Annotated in this window: 28 protein-coding genes and 1 riboswitch; of the genes, 4 read left to right on the top strand and 24 right to left on the bottom strand. The window is 57.6% G+C overall.

Going from position 1 to position 18,895, the window contains the following annotated elements; all coding sequences use genetic code 11:
* Positions 1-2: 2 nt before the first annotated feature.
* The 11 genes from HX815_RS11420 to HX815_RS11370 form a co-directional block, all read right to left on the bottom strand.
* Positions 3-776: a hypothetical protein gene (locus HX815_RS11420; protein WP_177028250.1), complete on the bottom strand. Its 774-nt coding sequence runs from the start codon at positions 774-776 to the stop codon at positions 3-5.
* A gap of 83 nt (positions 777-859) precedes the next feature.
* Positions 860-1,345 carry a DnaT-like ssDNA-binding protein gene (locus tag HX815_RS11415; RefSeq protein WP_177028249.1) on the bottom strand — a complete coding sequence of 162 codons (486 nt, stop codon included), beginning with the start codon at positions 1,343-1,345 and terminating at the stop codon, positions 860-862.
* Between the two features lie 8 nt (positions 1,346-1,353).
* Positions 1,354-2,466, bottom strand: coding sequence for a minor capsid protein (locus tag HX815_RS11410; RefSeq protein WP_218168932.1), 1,113 nt, complete (start codon positions 2,464-2,466; stop codon positions 1,354-1,356).
* Positions 2,405-3,841, bottom strand: a complete 1,437-nt coding sequence (locus HX815_RS11405) for a DUF4055 domain-containing protein (protein WP_169872396.1) — start codon at positions 3,839-3,841, stop codon at positions 2,405-2,407. The genes HX815_RS11410 and HX815_RS11405 overlap by 62 nt, the downstream gene beginning before the upstream one ends.
* Entirely contained in the window at positions 3,841-5,178 is a 1,338-nt protein-coding gene (locus HX815_RS11400) for a hypothetical protein (RefSeq protein WP_138725816.1), read from the bottom strand. The genes HX815_RS11405 and HX815_RS11400 overlap by 1 nt, the downstream gene beginning before the upstream one ends.
* Positions 5,175-5,690: a DUF2280 domain-containing protein gene (locus HX815_RS11395; RefSeq protein ID WP_256346308.1), complete on the bottom strand. Its 516-nt coding sequence runs from the start codon at positions 5,688-5,690 to the stop codon at positions 5,175-5,177. The genes HX815_RS11400 and HX815_RS11395 overlap by 4 nt, the downstream gene beginning before the upstream one ends.
* Positions 5,691-5,722: 32 nt before the next feature.
* Complete coding sequence (locus HX815_RS11390) at positions 5,723-6,337, bottom strand: putative metallopeptidase (RefSeq protein WP_177028248.1); 615 nt, start codon at positions 6,335-6,337, stop codon at positions 5,723-5,725.
* A 42-nt stretch (positions 6,338-6,379) separates the two neighbouring features.
* Positions 6,380-6,757 (bottom strand): fluoride efflux transporter CrcB, encoded by a 378-nt coding sequence (gene crcB, locus HX815_RS11385; RefSeq protein ID WP_177028247.1) that lies wholly within the window; start codon positions 6,755-6,757, stop codon positions 6,380-6,382.
* A gap of 69 nt (positions 6,758-6,826) precedes the next feature.
* A riboswitch (Fluoride riboswitch) is annotated at positions 6,827-6,889 on the bottom strand.
* Between the two features lie 79 nt (positions 6,890-6,968).
* Positions 6,969-7,400: a proteasome subunit beta gene (locus HX815_RS11380; RefSeq protein WP_177028246.1), complete on the bottom strand. Its 432-nt coding sequence runs from the start codon at positions 7,398-7,400 to the stop codon at positions 6,969-6,971.
* A gap of 56 nt (positions 7,401-7,456) precedes the next feature.
* Complete coding sequence (locus HX815_RS11375; protein WP_177028245.1) at positions 7,457-7,801, bottom strand: hypothetical protein; 345 nt, start codon at positions 7,799-7,801, stop codon at positions 7,457-7,459.
* A complete protein-coding gene (locus HX815_RS11370) occupies positions 7,798-8,136 on the bottom strand; it encodes a hypothetical protein (protein WP_003218335.1) in 339 nt (112 codons plus the stop codon). Before HX815_RS11370 ends, HX815_RS11375 begins: the two co-directional genes overlap by 4 nt.
* A 489-nt stretch (positions 8,137-8,625) precedes the next feature.
* On the opposite strand from HX815_RS11370, the gene HX815_RS11365 reads away from it, so the two are divergent.
* Positions 8,626-10,434 (top strand): GGDEF and EAL domain-containing protein, encoded by a 1,809-nt coding sequence (locus HX815_RS11365; protein WP_177028244.1) that lies wholly within the window; start codon positions 8,626-8,628, stop codon positions 10,432-10,434.
* A gap of 98 nt (positions 10,435-10,532) precedes the next feature.
* On the opposite strand, the gene HX815_RS11360 is transcribed toward HX815_RS11365, so the two are convergent.
* The 13 genes from HX815_RS11360 to HX815_RS11300 form a co-directional block, all read right to left on the bottom strand.
* Positions 10,533-11,081, bottom strand: coding sequence for a hypothetical protein (locus HX815_RS11360; RefSeq protein ID WP_177028243.1), 549 nt, complete (start codon positions 11,079-11,081; stop codon positions 10,533-10,535).
* Positions 11,078-11,689, bottom strand: a complete 612-nt coding sequence (locus HX815_RS11355; protein ID WP_177028242.1) for a recombination protein NinG — start codon at positions 11,687-11,689, stop codon at positions 11,078-11,080. The genes HX815_RS11360 and HX815_RS11355 overlap by 4 nt, the downstream gene beginning before the upstream one ends.
* A complete protein-coding gene (locus HX815_RS11350; protein ID WP_177028241.1) occupies positions 11,686-11,928 on the bottom strand; it encodes a hypothetical protein in 243 nt (80 codons plus the stop codon). The genes HX815_RS11355 and HX815_RS11350 overlap by 4 nt, the downstream gene beginning before the upstream one ends.
* On the bottom strand, positions 11,912-12,202 hold the full coding sequence (locus HX815_RS11345; protein WP_177028240.1) for a hypothetical protein: 291 nt from the start codon (positions 12,200-12,202) through the stop codon (positions 11,912-11,914). Before HX815_RS11345 ends, HX815_RS11350 begins: the two co-directional genes overlap by 17 nt.
* Complete coding sequence (locus HX815_RS11340) at positions 12,199-12,714, bottom strand: hypothetical protein (RefSeq protein ID WP_177028239.1); 516 nt, start codon at positions 12,712-12,714, stop codon at positions 12,199-12,201. The genes HX815_RS11345 and HX815_RS11340 overlap by 4 nt, the downstream gene beginning before the upstream one ends.
* On the bottom strand, positions 12,711-12,938 hold the full coding sequence (locus HX815_RS11335; RefSeq protein ID WP_177028238.1) for a hypothetical protein: 228 nt from the start codon (positions 12,936-12,938) through the stop codon (positions 12,711-12,713). The genes HX815_RS11340 and HX815_RS11335 overlap by 4 nt, the downstream gene beginning before the upstream one ends.
* Positions 12,935-13,414 (bottom strand): hypothetical protein, encoded by a 480-nt coding sequence (locus tag HX815_RS11330; protein ID WP_177028237.1) that lies wholly within the window; start codon positions 13,412-13,414, stop codon positions 12,935-12,937. Before HX815_RS11330 ends, HX815_RS11335 begins: the two co-directional genes overlap by 4 nt.
* Complete coding sequence (locus HX815_RS11325) at positions 13,411-14,208, bottom strand: hypothetical protein (RefSeq protein WP_177028236.1); 798 nt, start codon at positions 14,206-14,208, stop codon at positions 13,411-13,413. Before HX815_RS11325 ends, HX815_RS11330 begins: the two co-directional genes overlap by 4 nt.
* On the bottom strand, positions 14,195-15,172 hold the full coding sequence (locus HX815_RS11320; protein WP_177028235.1) for a phage replication protein: 978 nt from the start codon (positions 15,170-15,172) through the stop codon (positions 14,195-14,197). Before HX815_RS11320 ends, HX815_RS11325 begins: the two co-directional genes overlap by 14 nt.
* Position 15,173: 1 nt before the next feature.
* Positions 15,174-15,911, bottom strand: coding sequence for a Rha family transcriptional regulator (locus HX815_RS11315; RefSeq protein WP_256351086.1), 738 nt, complete (start codon positions 15,909-15,911; stop codon positions 15,174-15,176).
* 227 nt (positions 15,912-16,138) lie between these two features.
* On the bottom strand, positions 16,139-16,435 hold the full coding sequence (locus HX815_RS11310) for a hypothetical protein (protein WP_177028233.1): 297 nt from the start codon (positions 16,433-16,435) through the stop codon (positions 16,139-16,141).
* Positions 16,435-16,986, bottom strand: coding sequence for a phage regulatory CII family protein (locus HX815_RS11305; RefSeq protein ID WP_256351092.1), 552 nt, complete (start codon positions 16,984-16,986; stop codon positions 16,435-16,437). Before HX815_RS11305 ends, HX815_RS11310 begins: the two co-directional genes overlap by 1 nt.
* The gene (locus HX815_RS11300) at positions 16,940-17,167 is read right to left on the bottom strand and encodes a helix-turn-helix transcriptional regulator (protein ID WP_177028231.1); all 228 of its coding nucleotides are present in this window, start codon (positions 17,165-17,167) and stop codon (positions 16,940-16,942) included. Before HX815_RS11300 ends, HX815_RS11305 begins: the two co-directional genes overlap by 47 nt.
* Positions 17,168-17,273: 106 nt before the next feature.
* Between HX815_RS11300 and HX815_RS11295 the strand changes: the two genes are divergently transcribed.
* The 3 genes from HX815_RS11295 to HX815_RS11285 are packed head-to-tail and all read left to right on the top strand — an operon-like array spanning position 17,274 to position 18,605.
* On the top strand, positions 17,274-18,107 hold the full coding sequence (locus HX815_RS11295) for an XRE family transcriptional regulator (RefSeq protein WP_177028230.1): 834 nt from the start codon (positions 17,274-17,276) through the stop codon (positions 18,105-18,107).
* A gap of 4 nt (positions 18,108-18,111) precedes the next feature.
* Positions 18,112-18,339 (top strand): hypothetical protein, encoded by a 228-nt coding sequence (locus HX815_RS11290; RefSeq protein ID WP_177023281.1) that lies wholly within the window; start codon positions 18,112-18,114, stop codon positions 18,337-18,339.
* A 26-nt stretch (positions 18,340-18,365) separates the two neighbouring features.
* Positions 18,366-18,605 carry a hypothetical protein gene (locus HX815_RS11285; protein WP_177028229.1) on the top strand — a complete coding sequence of 80 codons (240 nt, stop codon included), beginning with the start codon at positions 18,366-18,368 and terminating at the stop codon, positions 18,603-18,605.
* The last annotated feature ends 290 nt before the right edge of the window (positions 18,606-18,895 follow it).

Genomic DNA, 18,895 nt, shown 5'->3' with positions numbered 1-18,895 from the left:
GATTAGGTTCCTTTGGTGGCCTGGATTTTCTTGAAGAGCTCTGGGTTGTCACGGGCGATCGCAGCGCGTTCGGTTTCCGTGTACTCACCCCACTTTTTCGTGGCCTTGCCACCGTTGTCGCCGGTCTGCCCGGCACCCTGAGCCCTTGGCCACAGGTGTGTTGCTGTTTCACGCAGAGATTCCGCCCATTCGAGCGGCGACAGCGGGGTCTTCCCGTCCTTCCCGTAAACGACCTCGCCGTCACGGTCGGTGGCAATCGCCTCACCGTCTTCACTGAGTTTGAAAGTGCCCCGGGCGCGCAGGATGATGTCCTCGGCAGCCTCGGGGAGCGCGCCGGCCTTGATGGCAGCAGCGCGGATGGAATCGGCCAGCACTTTGTCGCTGTACTTGGCGGCGAATTGCTCGGCCTTGTCGGCGCGGGTCTTCTCGGCGCTCAGCTTGGTGTCGTAGTCACTGCGCAGGCGCTCGGTGCGGCGGGTGATCACCTCGTCCAGCTTGCCTTCAGCGATTAGCTTGGTTTCTTCGTCCTGACCAACCTTCGCAAGCAGCCCCTTGACCGCTTGGATGTCCAGGCCTTCGAACTGCCCCTTCAGCTTGTCCAGTTCGGTTTTGATGGTCCGGTTCGAGCCCAGCAACTCCTGGTTCTTGGACTTGAGGCCGGTTACTTCCTTGTCCAGATACTCCTGAACCTTTCCGCCTAGCGCCTCCTGAAGGGCTGCGGTCTGAGTTGCGTCGAGGGTGAGGCCAGCGGCGGCCGGGTCAAATTCAAATGGCATGGGTATCCCCTGGGGACTTGGTTGGCCCGCCTGACGGGCATAAAAAAGCCGCCCATTGGGCGGCTTGGTGTGAATTCTGTGGTTTATCGGACTATCGAAAGCCCGCGCATGACCAGGTAATCGGCGAACTGCGTCCTGCTCGGCGCATATGGCGGCGGTCGCATACGCAGGCCTGGCGTATCTCGATTCAATCGAGTCCGCCGCCCGTTTGGTTCGGTACAGTGGGTTGGCTCTTCGATCTGAAAGCCCTGCTCTGCTGCATACAGCTCGATCACCAGCCGTACCTGACCCCATTCAAGCTCAAAGGGCACGAACGTCTCAGACAATGTCTGGTATTCGATCTTGCAGTCACGTCGGGGCCAGGCCATTGCCTGTTCAGGATTGGCTTTGCGCCCTTTCCACTGGCGACCGTTGATGTCGGCCGCAGAGCGCAGCAGCAGTTCGACCTGCTCAGCCTCTGCTTCAGGTATCCGGAACCCGTAGTAGTCGCGGTAGAAGGTCAGCTTCTCCAGCGGCACGAAGCTATTCGCGTCTGGCCTGCCCTTCCCATCCTCAACAATGATCTGCATGTGCTATCTCAACCTGGTTGAGCGCCGAGTGTAACGCCTGCTCGGGTGAACATGTCAGGCTCTGCATCCTTCAGTTGCGCCAGGGTCAGCGGCTTGAACGACTTGTCGAGCTGCAGCTTGGCAAACTTCTCCGGCGTCAGCCCGCCATCGCGGAACAACTTGCCGCGGACCGGCCCAAGAGCATGGTCTTGGAAGCTCGCCGGTTGCGTTGCCAGCCACTCGTAATAATTCAGGCCGGCGTCGACCTGGGCCCCGCCGTTATCGCCCACCGAAGCGCGCGTGGCGTCCTTGGCGAACATCTCCGAAAGCCTGGTGGTGGGCACCGTAGTTGATCGGCAGTTGATATGCGCCGGCGGCAGCGGGCCTTTACCCAGGTCGAAACGCATCCCATCCAGGCCCTTGCACTGCTGAGAGGTCTTGCGGTCGAGCGTCGACACCCAGCGGTAGCCCAGAACCACGTCACTGTTGGCCTTCAGCGTCTCCATTCGCGCCGTGGTAGCCACGTGCTGGATTGCCGTCTGCACCACGGCGGCAGCATTGCGGTTGCTCACCGCCAGGACGCCGTCAGTGAAGTTCTGCGCCGCGGTGCCGCGAATCGCCTGGATGATCTGGGCGTTGGTCTGGCCCTGGCCGAAGCCGAGCCGGATGGTGTTCGTGACGCGCATCGTCTCGGTCCGCGTCCAGCCGCTGACGAAGCTCTTCAGCAGCTTGCCGCCGTCGATGCCCTTTACCTGAAGCGGATAGGAGAACACCGCCGCACGGATCACCGTGTTGGTCGGCACAACTGCGTCAATTGAGAGCGCATTGCTCAGGCTTTTGGCCTCAAAGCTCGACTCATACAGCGCGATGTCGACCAGATCGGCCTGCACCAGGTCGCCGTAGGCCTTGTAGATGTCCAGCAACTTGCCGTCCACTCGAGCCAGGAACAGCTCAAGGCGGTCCCGGCTGTAGGTGGTCAGCTCCTTGCGGGTCAGTTGCTCCCGCACCAGCTTGTCGATCTGGCGCAGGTACTTCTCGAACTTTTTTACCTCGCCGGCCTTAAGTCGCTCCAGCATGACGCTATGGCGCGTCGTCTGCTCCAGCAGTTGGCTGTCCGCCTGCACCAGATTTGTCGATGGCATCGTCTTTGTCCAGGTTGATGCCGGCCGACTCGCGCTCATCGCTGATCAGTTCGGCTTCGTCTTCGTATGGGCGCTCCGGCAGCTTGCCGGTGGTGAGGTACTGCCAGTAGGTGTCAGCGCTGATCGTGCCGGCCATCACACCCTTGAGCAGCTCGGCGAGCACCTGAGCGTCGACCACTGGGGTCACGAACTCAGGGTTCACCTTGAACTTGACCTGCTTGGGGTCGTAGCCCTTCCACTCGGCGGCGTACCGCAGGCCCTGCTCCACCGCCTCGGCCACAGTGATGACGATGCTGTGCAGCGTGGCGTGCTGATCGTTCTGGCGTGTTTTGCGCGCCTCACCCGACTCGGTGCCGGCCACATCCATGACCTTGGCGCCGGCTTCAAGCGCGGCGTTCTTTTGGTCATCCATTGCCTTGCGGACAGCTTCGATGCCGGCGCCCTGAAACTCAAGGTAGCCGCAGGAGCCCGTCGGACCAAGATCCCAAGCAGCGGATGGGCCGGTGACGCTCAGCTCCACGTCATCCATCCCTGCAACCCACGGCTGTGGATGGCTGGTGTAGTGCAACGACGTGAAGTAGTCAGCGCTCAACTGGTAGGACTTCAGCGCGGCCCGTGCCATGGTCAGCAACGGTACCTCGTCGACGTCCGGCGAGTTGTCGGTCGAACCGCAGTAGATCACGGGCAGGTATGGCAGGCCTTTCACCAGGCGGTTGTCGGTCCCGGTGGTGCCAAGCGGTCTTTCGTCCTCGACCAGTCCCCCGCCCTCGTTGCGCACCGCTGTGTAGCAAACGTCGCCCTTCATGAAGAACTCACGGAACACCGTGTCGCAGTCATGGCTGTAGCGGTCGCCGCCCTTCTTGCGAAACTCGCGGAACACCGAGAGGACCAGATCCTGCCGCCCACCTTGATCGGCCGTGTCCCAGTTGATGGCGTTGCGGGTGGCGTACGTTGAGAAATACGGTTCACCGCTCTCGTCGATGTTCACCACCAGCGGCACCCGGCCGTGGGAAATGGCCTGGCGCACCATGCGGAAGAACAGCTGTTTCAGGCCGAAGCCATCAGATGTGGCGTTGTCCTCCAGCCCTTTCAGGCCTGCGGGTAGTTCGATCTCAGGGATAAGTCTGGATACCAGACCCATCATCGAACGCAACGAGTCACGCACCCAATGTTCGTACTGAGCCCGGTTCGTGTAGTTCTCGTAGAGGTACTTGTTGCCCGCGCCATCCAGCTTTTCAGCCTCAACCATACCGCTCGGCTTGGGCAGATTGCGCTCGTTGCGCTTCACGGCGCACTCACCCTCGAGCGCGTCGTCCATCATCTCCCACTCGGCGATATGCGCGTCGTAGTCGGGGTTTGTCGATTGCACTGGCATCAGGCCAAGCCTCCAATTCGGCGTGTTCCGCCTGTGCGTTTGATGCACGGCCACTCAACGTCGATGCAATAGCCAATCGCCGTGGTGATGTGCTGGTAGTCGTTTTTCTGGTCTTCCTGGAAGGTCGAGCCCATTTGAAGCTGGACCGTACTCAGGCCCTTGTGGCACCAGGGAGCGGTGACCGGGTTGATGAACAGGCTGGTCTCGCCCGAAGCGGTCAGGATCTTCGCCCGGACTGCGTTCTGCCGATCCTTGATGGACGGATGAGCCGGCTTGACCTTGCGCGTGTACGTCCAACCATTGGCCTTCAGCACGCCCTCGATGTCGGTGTAGTCAGAGGCGTGGCCGTGTTTCTCACCAGCCTTACCCGCCGGATCGCCATAAATCAGAACGTGCTTGTTCTTGTGATCCTTGAACTTGTCCACGAACTCAGCGGCTGACTGCTTCGATACCGCGCTGATCAGCACGATCTCATCCAGCAGATAAAGGTCTTTGCCGTCATTGCGCCGGACACCGATCGCGGACGAGAGCGGCGTGAAGTTCTGGTCGTGCATCCACATCAGCTGCTCATGAGGCTCAATGGCTGCATTCGTGGTGTTCGCCTTGCTGTAGTCCTCGTAGATCCGGCCAGACGCTGTTTCGAACGACGCTTCGAATTCCTGCTTGAACTGCTTGGCCGACATGGCCCGCTTCATTGCGTCCATTACGTCAGCCGGCAGAATCTCGGCCGACTTCCAGTGGAACACGCGAAAGTTCGGGTCATTGCCCGACTCAGCCTGCATGCAGAGGTCGTAATAGTGGTTCAGGCCGTCCGGCACCCCGAGCAACCAGCACCAGGCCCGGTAATCCGGCATGGTTGGGTTGACGGTGTTCAGCGCCGGGAGAATGTTGGCCTCCCAGGCGTCCGGCTTGATGTCGGCGAATTCGTCGATGCCACCGCCGGTCCAGGGGATACCCTCAATCCGCTGCGGCTTGTCCAGGCCGATGACGTGAATCTCGCTACCGTTGTCCAGGTAGATGATCAGGTCGGACTCTGACGGCCGGCGACTGTGCATGCAGCAGAGCGTGAAAGCCTTGAGGTCATCCCAGAAGATTTTCTTCGCCTGGGCATGCGTTGGCGCTGCCGCGAAATACATGCCGGTGTAAGCCGACGCCTGCTTCACCACGAAACGCTTGAACCGCTCAGTCTTTCCGCTACGACGGCCTGCGGGCACCAGTGGAAAGCGAATTCCTTCCGACACCGCCGCCACCAGGGCGAGTTGCACTGGGTGATCCTTCAGTGGGTACCAGCGGGACAGCTGGCGATCAAGCATCAGGTTGCCGGTGTTCGCGATCATGACGGCAGCCTCGCGATTAGATCGGCCAGCAGTTGGGCGTTGGAGTTGCCGCCGCCCTTCTCTATCAGCTTGAGCTCGGCCTTACGCTTCTCGATCTCAAGCAGTTTGATTTCTTCATCCAGCGACTTGTCCGGCTCAACGCGGCGATTGACATAGACGTCACCCGTCTCTTTGGCTGCTTGCTCGTAAAGCTGGGCAGTCAGCGCCAGGTTGCGCATGTTCTCGGCCTTCTCGGCCAGCCGCCCAAGGCCGCGAAGTCGGTACGCACGATTGGCAATGGGGATATCGGTTGTCTCTTCACGGAATCGCTTGCGAGCAGCGTGGAACAGGTCCACCCAGGTCTTGCCGAGCTTCTGCCCGGCAAACTTTGTCGGGTCGTGCGTTTCGCATTGCTGGCGGGTGATCTCAATCCCGAATTCTGTCTTGACCGCTGCTACCACCTGGGATGGCGTATCGAAGCAGGCCAGAGCCTGAACGATGAAGGCTTTGACCTCGCTTCGTAGTACTGCCATATGGTTGTCATCCGTCAATACCTGTCATGGAATCAGGCCGACTTGAGCAGACAGGTTCCGCAGGCCCTCGCAATGTTCAATTTCCCCACCTCAGCAGGACTGTTTGCTGCATCCATCAATGCTTGAACATCAGTGCTCGCACCATAGCGGCGGACCACGCCGACGAACTCTTCGACGTCGTGGCCCTGCAGCTTGATCTTCGGTGCACCGTCTTGGGTGAATGCTGGTTGACCGTACTTATCGGTCGCATGAGCCAGGTGATACAGCTCATGTTCGATCAGTGCGCAGAACTCAAGGTCGGAGCACTGGGCACAGTAGTCAGCAGCCAGAGTGATGATGAAAGCCGGCACGTCGCCGAACCAGTCACGCATCTGTTGTTCCATCCGGGTTTTCTGCCAACCACCAGCGCGGAACGCTACCTGCTCAGCCTGGCCCAGGACTGTCCTGCCCTGCTTCTCGAAGCTCGACGACGCCCACATGACCCGGATGTCTGCATCCAGTAAGTGGGCATGGTCTTCGTTGTGAATGCTGCCTGTGTCGGCAAGGATCTCGGCTTGGAGCCATTCCCATACTTCGGGCGCAGGCGTCAGGCGGATACCGAAATCGGACAGGTCAAGTAGTGACGAGGGAGGGTATGGCCTTTCCATCGAATGCTCCTTGCAGACTTCCAGGCCTAGCGGCTATAGGGGTTAATCCAGCGCCGTCACTAGCCCGAAGCCGATGAAGGTCATCAACAACGACCCCAGGACATGCGTGAGCACCGTAGCAGCAGCCCAGCCGAATCTACCTTCTTGCAGCATGAATACGATCTCAGCGGAGAACGTTGAAAAAGTAGTCAGCCCGCCACAGAAACCCGTGGTCACTAGCAATCGCCACGCAGGATCGAGATCTGGCATCTTGATAAAGAAGGCCATGGCGCACCCTATGATGAGTCCGCCAATCAGGTTAACGAGGAGCGTACCCAGCGGCATGTTTGGAAACGCACCATTGAATTTCAAGGCAAGCGCCCACCGAAGCACACAGCCGAAGCTGCCACCAATGATTACCGCGAAGAGAGACTTGTACATTCGAGACTTCCAAAGAGATCTGAGAATCCCTATGGAAAGACAGGCGACAGCCTACGCACCCTCCATAGGGTTTGCGTAGGCATCATCAGCCAAAAGGCGGTTATGAGGAGGAATGCCATCTCCTGAATGAATCATATGACAACCAGCATAAAGGCTCAATACGGCTAATCCTCGCCTCCCAGTCGGGTTGCTTGGTTGTCATAGGGAATCCTTAGTCCTGCTTGATGGTCACCGTGCGAACAGCTCCGCCAGTGTATATGTCTCGCTTCATGGCAGCGCGCACTGCGTCTTCTGCACTTGCGCCCATATCCATTGCGGCCAGGGCGTACTGCGCCCCACTGCCCATGGCATCCGGGTTCGCCGGGTCGAGATCCTGTTTCCATATGCCGGTCGTGTCGTCGTGGCCGATCATCATCAGCTTGCCACCGTCAACGGCATAACCTGAGCACTCAACAGGAACTGGCGATGCGGTGCCGAAGTAGGCAGCGATCAAAGCCTTCTCGTCGCATACAGTCCCCGACAGGAAGAAGCTGACGCCATCTACCACCTGACACTTTGCCGCGCTGTCGGAAACGATGCGGTCGTTCCGGGTCTGGCGGCCGTCATAGGCGATCACGCCGTCTTTGTAGGCAATGGTCGTCATCTGCACCCCTCAAGATTGCGCGCCACGATTTGGCGCATTCGAAAACGTGGCGCGGATTACTTTGTCCGGCGCTCGATACCACCTGGCGCCTTGTCACAGTGCAGGCAGTGCTCGCAGTTCAGCGTCCGGCACAGCCAGACCTTGACCCGTTGCCAATAGGTGACCATGAAGATGTGCCGGGCACCGGCCAGGGCCAGGGACACATGCAGCGTCAGGCCAGCAGTGGTTGGGCCGAAGAAGATGTTCTGGCTGCGTACCATCACAACGAAACCGGTGATGGCGATCGTCGAGTAGATCAGCTTCCCGAGGATGCCGTCCCTCACCTTACCGCTCAGTACGCACCAGGCGGCCCACAGCGCGATAAGGCCGCAGGCGATGGAGTTGATCAGTTCAAGATTCATGGTGGATTGCCTCCCCCGAACCGCTGGCGAATAAGCGCCCAGAGGTCAGCGGATTTGATGGCTCGATTGATGGCCGCCAGGAGCGAGCCGCCGAATGCACCCAACAGAAAGCCGATACCGGCGACGATCTTCGGCTCGGTCACTCCCAGATAGGTGCTGACCATGCTCGTCAGATAAATCGAGCAGGCCATGCCGGTGATCAGGAAGATCATCCAGGCACGCCAGTCGTTCAAGTCGTCCTTGTGCCACCAACTGGCGATCACGGCGCCAACTAGGCCCGCAATCAGCAATTCGAACCTGTCGATCTTGTCGAGCAGGCGCTGTAGATACTCCATGCGCTCGACTCCGTGGGGCATGTTTGAAATAGGTCAGCCCCGGCGGCACTCCCTACTAAGTGCGAAGGGTGTGGCGGGGCCGAAAACGAAAAAGGCCCCGCACGATGGCGAGGCCTTGAGATTGACCAGGTTTCCCTGAAACCAAACGAAAGAGGCCCCGTACTTGGCGGAGCCTCCTTTAGACCGGACTCATTGGTTGATTTCAACGCTGAAGACCGTTCGAAATGCAGTGTATGGGCACGATGAATAAATACTCTCTCATTTTCTCAATTAATGCAACGTTTCTTCGGATTCTGCATTGTGATTTATAGATGCAGAGTGAGCGGATCCAATGCGCTCTGTCCTTTCGAGAAGCGAAACGCCCGTATTTTGCCGTATTCCCTTCGCATGAATGGGTCGTACCTACTGACTCAATAAGTAAATGAAGTCGTAGGGTTAACGGTGATCTGATACCGTTTAGCCACATGGTCGTGATACACGAGGTTAGTCATGGACGCAAATACCCACTTCCCTGAGTACGAAGCAGAACGCTTAAAACGCGTTGAGGCCCTTTGCCCGCAAAATGAACAAGACGATGAAGTCTTCGAAAAAATGATTTCAATGACTTCAGAATACTTCAATGCTCCCATCGCCCTGATTTCTATTGTCGACAAGCACCGCCAGTGGTTCAGGGCACGGATCGGGATTGAGCAGCAAACTACACCTCGGGACGTTTCGTTCTGCGCACACTCTCTACGCGACAGGAAGGCGTTAGAGGTTTTGGATGCGCAGAATGATGAGCGCTTCAAAGATAACCCCATGGTCACCGGCGCGCCCTTCATTCGCTATTACGCTAGCGCGCCACTTCTCACAAGTGATGGTTTCTCTCTGGGCAGCCTATGCATAATAGATACTTCACCTCGACAACCAATGAGCACGCGAGATGCAGCAATGCTCGTTTATTTCGCTCAACTCGTTGTCTTGCGGATTATGGGTTTACGTTCCCGTAATTTTATTGATCAGCCAACCGGACTTTTCAACCGACTCAGACTGGAAGAAGATATTCGACTAGCAAGCTCTAGCGGCATTCAGCACGATCTATTTGCTGTGGACGTAATATCTCCAAAATTTTTGAATGACGTAGTAAAAGCGCTTGGTTACAGCTTTTCTCAAAATTTAATGCTCAGCGTTAAGGGTAGACTTCAGTCTTTATTACCTAAGAATTCTCTCTTGTACAAAATCAGTCCAACGCGTTTTGGGTTTCTGTTAGAAGGTGGCCATCCGGTGGAAGGTCTCTGCCTTAAGATTCTTTCAAATTTTGACGAGCCGGTTGATTGCCAAGGAATCCCAATACTCATGCAGACAGGTATTGGAGTATTGAAAATCGCCGATGCAAAAGAGAGGGACTGGCTACGGTTAGTCGTAGGGGCAGCTGATGACGCAAGGGTTCGAAACTTGGGCTGGGCGATGTATCAACCTGAGTTGGACGCAGCTCAGCAGCGAGCGTTTACCCTATTGAGCTCCCTGTCTGATGCAGTTCGGTCTGAAGATCAGCTGAGCTTAACTTTTCATCCGAAAGTCACATTACCTAGTCTAGCATGTGAAAATGTTGAAGCATTGATCCGGTGGAATCATCCTACGCTCGGGCCTATCAGTCCCGCAGAATTTATACCACTTGCAGAGAAAACTGCGTTGATGCATGCAATTACCTTCTGGGTACTTGACGCCGTAGTTGACCAAGCCAAGGAGTGGCTCGGCAAAGGTATTGAATTACGAATTTCCATGAATGTCACTGTCAGTGATCTTGAGAACTCTAAGTTCTTAAATAAAATTACAGAATATATAAACAACGGCGCCCTTCTGTCGAAAAATTTAGAGCTTGAATTCACGGAAAGCATGCTCATGTCAGACCCGAAGACAGTTATTGAGCAGCTTGAGCGCGCCCGCGCGTTAGGCATTGAAGTTTCCGTGGACGACTTCGGCACTGGCTACAGCAACTGGACATATCTAAGGCAACTGCCTGTGAGTACGGTTAAATTAGACCAGTCACTAATCAGCAACCTCAACACCAACGAAAAAGATAAACGGCTAGTTAAGACACTCATCGAGCTTGCCAGAGGATTAGGCTATAGAGTCGTAGCAGAGGGCGTCGAAACCCAAAGCATTCTGGACCTGATCACGCTCTGGGGGTGTTCAGAGGCTCAGGGATACCTGATAACAAAACCCCTGAAAGCGGAACCATTAGAAAAATGGCTGGCGCAAGGTGGTTTCAGCGCGGCATGTGATAGGGCTAGAACGCCAGGCACCGAGCCCATGTAGTCCATCAAAAACCGTCGGCGGGAAGCCTGTTACCACCTCCCGCCCATCTCAAAGCTGATGTCTTACAGGTCATCTGTACAGTTCATTGCCGCAGCAAATTATGATGCCATGACTTTCTCCATTAGCCCCTCGGCGTCAAGGATCTCTTGAGCGGCCATCAGCGCCTCATTCACCTGGCAATCCAAAGAATTTCGTATAGATGAACGCCAACGATAACGAGTTGACTCTGGCTTGCCGTCATTGTCCCAATTGGCAATGTCATACCAGGCCGCAGGCAGCACCGCGGCGGAGCGCTTGCCCTCGGCACCGGCAACTTGCGGGATGGCCCAGGTCAGCACCGCGCATTCCCGGAAGCGCTTCGGCGCCGGCGTTTTCACAGAGTTCAGCAACTCCAGTATCGCACCGTGTTTTCGTTCCTCATGCGTCGAGTACTTCGCCACCAGTGCCCGCCAGTGCGCCGGGGTCAGCATCTTGTGCAGTCGGCCGAACACCCAGCAGTCCTGGAGAAACGCGGCCTCCTTGCCGACGATCTCCCCCTTCTGCTTGGCGCATTGCACCTTCGGCTCAAAGTCGCAGCCGCCGGCGGAACTGATGGTCTCGGCCGCAAGGGCTCGAACTACTGCTGAAACAACGTTGCGATAGGTCATGCTGCAGCCCTCTTCAGGTCTCTGGTCTTTGCCCGGTAGTCGGCGGTCATCGCCTTCAACTCATCCACGGTGTACTTCTTTGCCTCGTGAGGGCCTTCCAGCCACTCGAGAGCCTCGGCGCCGATACGCTTCACCAACTCGATGCGGTAGTTCACGATGTTTCCGGAGAGCCGGGTGTTGCACGGCGAACACTGGCGGTGGCAGTTCATCGGCTCGAAGCGCAAGGCCGGATTGCTCCCCACGGTGCGGTAGTGGCCTGCGTCGTACTTACCCTGGTGGTGGCGGCCGCAGCTGACGCACGGAAGCTCAGCATCACGGGCGCGCACCCAGGCGTTGAATGCCTGCTGTGTGTCCTTGAGGTGATCCGCCCTGCTCTTCAGCTTCTCCTTGCGAACCTTGATGTCGCGGCGCCCTACTTCGGCCAGGGCCTTGCCGGCGATCGCTCGGCCCTTCTCCGACTGCCCGTGAGCAATGGCGCACTCGATCTCTCCGCATACGGCTTGCGCGGCGCGGGCTGGAGTGAACATCACCCGGCACGATGGGCAACGCTTGCGACGTGGACCCCCGGACGTGAGCGGGGTCTTGCGCTGAAGTGGTGTGCGCTTCATGCCGAAACCTCGACCAGACGATTATCGAAAGAGGTTTCACCAACTTCATGCCGGTAGCCGAACTTCGACTCAAATGCCTCGATGTCCAGATCGCACAGACATTCGCCTGGCTCCATGGCGGTATCGCTGAGCGTTGGGAGGTCCCGAACTGAGCAGCCGACTGCATCAGCAAGTCCAGCAGCGTTGTGGGCCTCGGCAGGGTTGTCTTGGAGCGGCGTCACTTCAAACCAAGTGCACATGATCCACCTCCTTGGCTTTCTGCTGCTCTGGGGTGAAGTCGCCGCGCAGGGGAATCAGGCAAGAAGGCGCGCACCAGCAAAAATTGACAGACTCAACTTCTCCAGAGAACTGGCACAACCCTTTCAAATTGTCTGCCGCGACCCGAATTGGAAATTTATCCATCACTGGACAGTCAACCTCGACCACCTCAACGCAGCGACCAATGTTTTCGGAACATTCGGGAAAGCTTTTCACGATCATCGCCAGGTCGCCCGGCTTGAAGTTATGGGTCATGCGACCTCCTTGAATGCTTCGAATTCGGCCATTTCGGTCAGGCGCTCTTCCGTGAGCGTTGGCCAATCATGCAGCACCAGGTAAGCGCAGCACTGTCGCCAGAAGTCTTGGAATGTCTCCTCCCCCATCGAGTCGTAGGAAAGGCTGCGGGGTGTCTTGCGGGTGAGCTGGCCCAGCCCAGGGATGTCGAACAGCTCCTCGTCGCAATACACACCCGACTCCAGTTGGAGGGCCTTGATCGCGTCATGGGAATGCTTGCCAGAGAACCGGTCGATGTTCTGACTCAGCACCCGGCCCAGGCCGTGGACCAAACCATTGAACCGTGGATTGCGCGGCTGTTTGAGGTCCGCACGGATCTTCGCGTTCATCTTGAATTCACGCTCGCGAAGGATCGACCGATCGGCGTCGGAGGACGGCACGAACGCTGCCACCTCTTTGCCGGTGGCCGGATCGACCAGGCGGCGCAGCACCAGGTAGACAGGCATCGGACGGGGTTTGGCCGGCTTGGTCATGGCTTCACTCCCGTCGTCTTGCTCACCTTCCCTTCCGCCTCAAGCTGACGCATGGTCGCGCGCAAGGTTTTCAGGTCCCAGTAGAACTGCAGGTATTTGCCGAGCAGGTTGATTTTTGCGTTAAGAACCACAGCGACGACTATCAGCATCATCAGCACTAAAAGAGAGCCGCCCACCAACATGGAACCGTAGCCGAGCCACAAAGCGATTGAATCCAGGGTCATGACTGCTCTCCCTTGCCCGTGGCGGCGCGTCGACCTTCGTGGAACGCCATTACCTCCTGCATTCCGTCATCCACGGCGAGAATCTCCCGATCGAAGTAGGCCTGGCTGTCGGTCTCGCCTTCTGGAGGCAGCTCGCCCGGTCCGGCCAGCGAGTTGTAGATCCACTCCATCGCGGCGGCAGGTCCCTTGCCATGCTCTTCCTCGATGAGAGCCGAACGCATGGCGAGGATGTAGCGGCCAAACAGCAGATCCAGTTCCTTGATGCGCATGCGGGCCAATTCGTTCTCGGCTTTGAGCTGGTCGCGCTCGGTGATCAGGGCCAGGACCGCGGCTGGCGTTGCTACGGGTGCGAATTCAAGAAACGCCACTTCTGCTTGGCAATAGCTACGGTCCTCTTCCCATGCTTCACCCGGCAGGTATTCGCCGGCAGCGACACAGGCCTCGGCCAGCCGCTTCAGTTCGGTGTTGTCGGTCATTGCGCTGCCCTCTCCGCTTCCAGTTCCTGAGACTGCCGGATCAGCAGCGCCCGGCGATCCGCCAACTCATTGGCCGCTTCAATCCGCATTTCGGTTTTTCGTTCGGCGCTGGCCTTGCGCATCTCCAGCATCGAGTTTTTGACCAGTTCCAGCTTCTGGCGCAGCACTGGTGCAGGTTGGGTAACGGCGCCGGTGAGCAAACCGGCAATGGCGCGGCCATCCTCGGTAACTGGAACAATGCTCAGGTCAGCCAAGTACTTCTGGCCGTGCTCTTGTGGAATGCGCTTCAGCTCCACAGCCTTGGTAACGGCCTGGATGCGGCGGTTGGAGTCGAAGCCCACGGACACGTGCCAGTTGACCGGTTTCGCATCCTCGCGGGCCTGGCCCACGAACCGCTGGTAGGCGTCGATAAACGCCATGCGCGCGCCGATTTTGTCCCCGCCATCCAGGATGGGTTTCGCAGCAGCCAGGGCCAGTTGGATCTCGTCGGTCAGCACCACGGTTTCAAATTCGTCGTTGGTGGTCATGGCGATGGCCCAGGCCTCGTCCTTGCCCGGGCGCCCATCGGAGGACTGGACGCGCTGCAGGATGTCGGCCATCGCCAGCTTGCCCTTCACCTCAAAGCGGCAGGCCTTCAACGCGGCTTTGACGACCGGCACCGGGTAGGCGCAAAGATCTTCGGCCATCATTGCGGCAGTGCCTGGGTTCATTTCCTGGCCCATGGCCTCGGCGGTTGCGCAGATGGCGGCGGCCAGCCCAGCAACCTGCTGGTCGTTCATTTCAGAGGTATTCATTGCGGTCACCTGCTTGGCGTTTGGCCAGAACCATCTGGGCGGCCTGCTCGGCTGCGGAGTGGTTCGCCTCGGTCCGTTCCATCTGGCGGGCGGTTGTCCCGTTGATGCGCTGCCCGGTCACCCACTGGGTGTGATAGCTCTCGGCGTTGGCCAGCAGTTCGTTGAGGCTGTGGCACTTGCGCAGTACAGCGGCGTCGCTGGTTTTCAGGAAGTGGGCAGCGACGTGGTGGGCGACATCCGCGCCGAGGCGGTCGACCAGTTGGCCGAGCTGGCCGCCAACCTTGGCATTCCACACCGGCCAGGTGCTGTAGCGTTTGCGGTAAGCCATGGCGTAGTTCGCCCAGACCTTGAACGTTTTGCAGGACTGATCTTTGGGGCCTGGCATGTCGGCGGGGATTTCAACACGTGGAGCGTCGGCACGATCAACCACCAGCACCAAGCCGCGGGACTGAGCCGGCTTGCCGGTGGCGTCCTGCAAGTCCTGACTGGTGTCCTGATTGGTACCCTGATGATTGGTATCCTGATTTGTCGGAGATTTATCCGACCCTTGCTCGGATTTTTTTCCGACCTTGCTCGGAGATTTATCCGAGGTAGATCGGATATTTTTCCGACCTTTGTTTTTTGGTGGGGTCGGATATTTTTCCGACCCATCCAGCTTCTGGTTCCACTCGATGGCCTTCTCGGTAAGGCGAAAAAGCGTGATGTTCGAAGTGCTGGAAAGCTCAATCAAACCGGCCTCTTCCAGGGCCTTCAGCATGCGGTAAGCGGTGTCTGGCTTGTCTGTGAGCAGCGGCAGCTCCTCAGTGATCTTTGCCTTGCTCAGCGCGAAGAAGACCCCGTCATCGGTCTTGATTGGCTTGGTCCAGCTCGGGCAGCCGTAGACGAACGCGAACAGCAGGGCCTGCTGAGAATTCAGCCCCCACTCCAGCGCCTTCACCTGGTTAATCGTGACGGTGTATTGCATGTCAGGCCTTCCCGACCTTAGCGGCCAATTCAAGGAAGCGATCCACGTACCAGTGGGGCTGCGTCTCGCGGGGGCATTGAGGGCTGGTGAGGTTCTTGCCGTAGGCCATGCCCTTCTCGGTCACGGACCAGAAATCCACCATTTGCTGTTTCGAGTTTTTGCGCTGGAGGACCTTGAGGAAGCCGTGGGCCTCCAGTGCGAGATTAAAGGCGCGGGCAGTGCTGGCGATGGCGTGATCTTTGATCAGGGCGGTGATTGCCTTAGTGGGCATCGAAGAGCCACCAGCGGCATCAGGGGCGGCGTCCACGGCGTAACCAGGAAGGAACTTGGCGTCCAGGCCGTTGTTGGCGGCGATCTTGGCCAGCATCAGCATCTTGCTGGAGTTGGCAGGCTTCAACAGGCGGTCGAAGCATTCCAGAATTGCGAGTTCGCCGATGATCTTGGGGTTGCTCGGCAGTGCGCGGGCGCGCTCACGATCCTCAAGCGCCGTCATGCGATCGAACACCAATGCCTGAAGCTCGTAGCTGTACGACATGGCGATCAGACAGGCTTCACGCTTGGGGAACACAAAGCACTTTTGTGCGCGGCTACGGGCATCAAGGTAATCGGCTGAAAATTTAGCCGATTGATCGGAGCCAAGAACACGCGGCACTTTGGCGATCAGGTTCTTGTGCGTCAGTGTCGGCTGGCCCTTCTCGCGCTTGGAGTTGATGAAATCCACCAGCTCAAGGCTGGACATGGAAACTCCGCGCGCCACGTTTTTAGATTGCGAAAAACGTGGCGCGAGATTGTTGGGGGTATTGCCTTGAGTTATCTGTTGCATTAGAGTTGCCTCAAGTGATGTAGCAATGAACCGGGCCGTGAACCCGGTTTTTTTGTGCCTGAGATTCAGGCGTTATAGGTGTCCGGCGCATCCGTGGTAATTTCGAATTTCCACAAACGAAGGCCAGGAGGCCGGACATGTCATTAATCGATACTCAAAACTTCAACATCACCTGCGGCGAGTGCGCCCACCAATTCCCTCATTCGGTCGGTTATCTGAAGCTCAATGACCGAATGACCATCTGCCCCGAATGCGGGAATCGCCACCAACTCGACAAAGCCGGGTTTGAGGCTGCCGTCGCTGACGGTGAAAAGCAGATCGATGACCTTCAAGCGAAGGTGCGGAGCATCGGAGAGAATCTGTTCAAGGGCGGCAAATAGCCCCTCAAGCTCGGAAAGGCCCGGCTCGGCGTTCAGTTGAAGTTTCAGTTCGGCTTTCATCAGGCGACCTTCACCGAGGCTTTCAGCTGTGCCAGAGCGCTCTCGGCATGGCCGATCTCGCGCAGGATTCGCGCTCGCTCAACCTGATCTACTCGGCCATCAGCCATCGCTGCATGCGTTTCGACGGTCACCTCGGCAAACTCTAGAGTTGCGCGCCCCAGCGCCTCATGAATGTCGATTGCCGAGGGCTGATCCGTCTTCATGATCGAATAACCAAACTCGCCAGCCAGTGCAGCCAAGGGGCGCATGTCATCCGTATGCAGCAGTAAGGCATACAGGTGCTTTACGTTGAACCAGGCGTTGTCGTAATTCGCGTTGGCACGCTGAAGCAGGCTCACAGGTGGCATGCTCATCAACGTGGCGAGATTCTTGGTATTCGCCTCATCGACGACGGTGTCGCAAGCCCTCAGAAAATCCTGCATACCTAAAACCTCGAAATTCTTTACGTGGCGCCCTGCAGGTGCAGAGGCGATCATTTGCTCAATGGAACGGCGGACAGGGATGTCAGGCGGCTGACTGGGATGAAACTCCCGCAGGCGGAAATGCCTCATCAAGAACGCACTTGGCTCCCAAGGCGTTCAATGCAGACACGATCAGTCGTGCCTCGCTGAGTCCCGGACAGCGAAGGCCGGACTCGTAATTAGCGAGGCGCGACTGATTCCACCCAAGCGACCGACGAAGGGCGGCCTGGCTAATCCCGGCTTTCTCTCGAATGTTTCGGACGTGGTTCATGGAAATCGCTCCTATAGCTCTTGGCCCAAGGATAAACACGCATCGTGTTAATGGCAAACACAATAAGTGAAAGCCGGGTATTTCAATACGTGATTGAATCCCGCGCATGACCGAATTAGCTGAGCGCATCAAACGCGCACGTAAAAATGCTGGAAAATCACAGGCTCAACTGGCTGAGGCTTGCGGCTGGTCGCAATCCCGAGTGGGAAACTACGAGGCCGGGACGCGAGAGCCGTCTTTTGCAGATATAGAATTGATGGCCAAGGCGCTACGCGTCGACAAGTCCGAGCTTCTGCTAGACACGCGGAATGAGTCGGCAGGCGCACCAGGCCAGGTCGCTGATCCATCTGCCCGCCCGTCCGCTGCTGAAATCGTGAACCAGATGCTGGAAAAACACGGCAAGAACCTCACCGGTGAAGCGCGGAGAATGATCGCAGACGCTGTCAGCGACACCGCGAGAGAGCTTAGGTCGAGCAACGTCATAAACGTCGACTTCTCTCGCCCTGGCCAGGTCGGTGACGAGGTGTGGATTGCGCACTACGACGTGCGCGCGGCGATGGGCGGCGGACAGATACCGCACGAATACCCGGAAATGCTTCAGGACATAAGGGTCAGCCCAAAGCACCTGCGTGACCTGGGTGTCACCTTCAAAGAACACTTTCACCTGAAGATGATCACCGGGTGGGGCCAGTCGATGGCCCCAACGATCAAAGACCGCGACCCGCTACTGGTCGACATCACCATCCGGGAGTTCACCGGGGACGGGATCTACCTCTTCTCCCACGACGAGATGCTGTATGTGAAGCGCCTGCAAAAGAAAGGCAAGGATCGCTTCAAGATGATTTCGGACAACAAGCACCACGACCCCGAGGACATTCGTGTCGACGACACCCACATCCTGGCTCGAGTGCTTTACGTGTGGAACGGACAACCGGTATAGCGCCATGCCCCTCACCAATTCGAACAAACAGCTGCGCAACGAGCTCAATTACCTTGGGCTGGGCCTCGAGCAAACCGCGGGCGGCATAATCAACATCACTAAGGACTGCCAAGATATCGATGTTGCAGCCGTCCTAAAGCTGGTAGCGAAGCTATACGATGATGCGGATCGGCTCGCCGCCCTCGCAGACGAGGTTGGTGCTGGACTGATAACGCGAACCGAATCTGAGTAGGATCGAAGAAACAGCAAGGAGACTGCATGCCCCTCACCATGCCAAACCAGCAACTGCACCGCGACCTTAAAGAGGCTTCCGCCCTGCTCAAGTGGTCAGGCGTCGACCTGAAGCAGGCTGCTGTAAAGCTTTCTGATGCCGGCCAGGAAGATGACGCTCGCGAACTGATAGCGATCGCTATGAGGTTCCAGGAGGTCGAGGAGCTGATGGATGGGTATGCGGATGAGGTGAAGGCGGGGCAAATAGTCCGGAGCAAGTCCGAATAGGCGCATGGTTCGATGCGGCGAGATGTTGTAATAGTAAACTTATTTCTTATAGCTTTTCGCACAAGAAGGGAATCATAGTGGTCGATACAGTTGAGGAAAGTTTGCCTGATGAGTCGCAAGTTGCTGACGAGCCAGCAGAACACAAAGCTTTGAAGGTGCCCAAAGATGCTTTTGAGGGGTTTCTTGAGCGGATGAGGCCTGGGAGGACGTGCTCATTCTGCTCCTCCGGTAAATATCAGGTTGCACCATCTCCGACAGGGGAAACTGCTGGTGTGGTTGCGACTCCTGTT

Origin of the sequence: Pseudomonas sp. E6002 (genome assembly GCF_013385565.1) — a bacterium.
Lineage (GTDB): Bacteria > Pseudomonadota > Gammaproteobacteria > Pseudomonadales > Pseudomonadaceae > Aquipseudomonas.
Note: the sequence above shows the minus strand (reverse complement) of the source record. Positions and strands in the feature narration are given on the sequence as shown.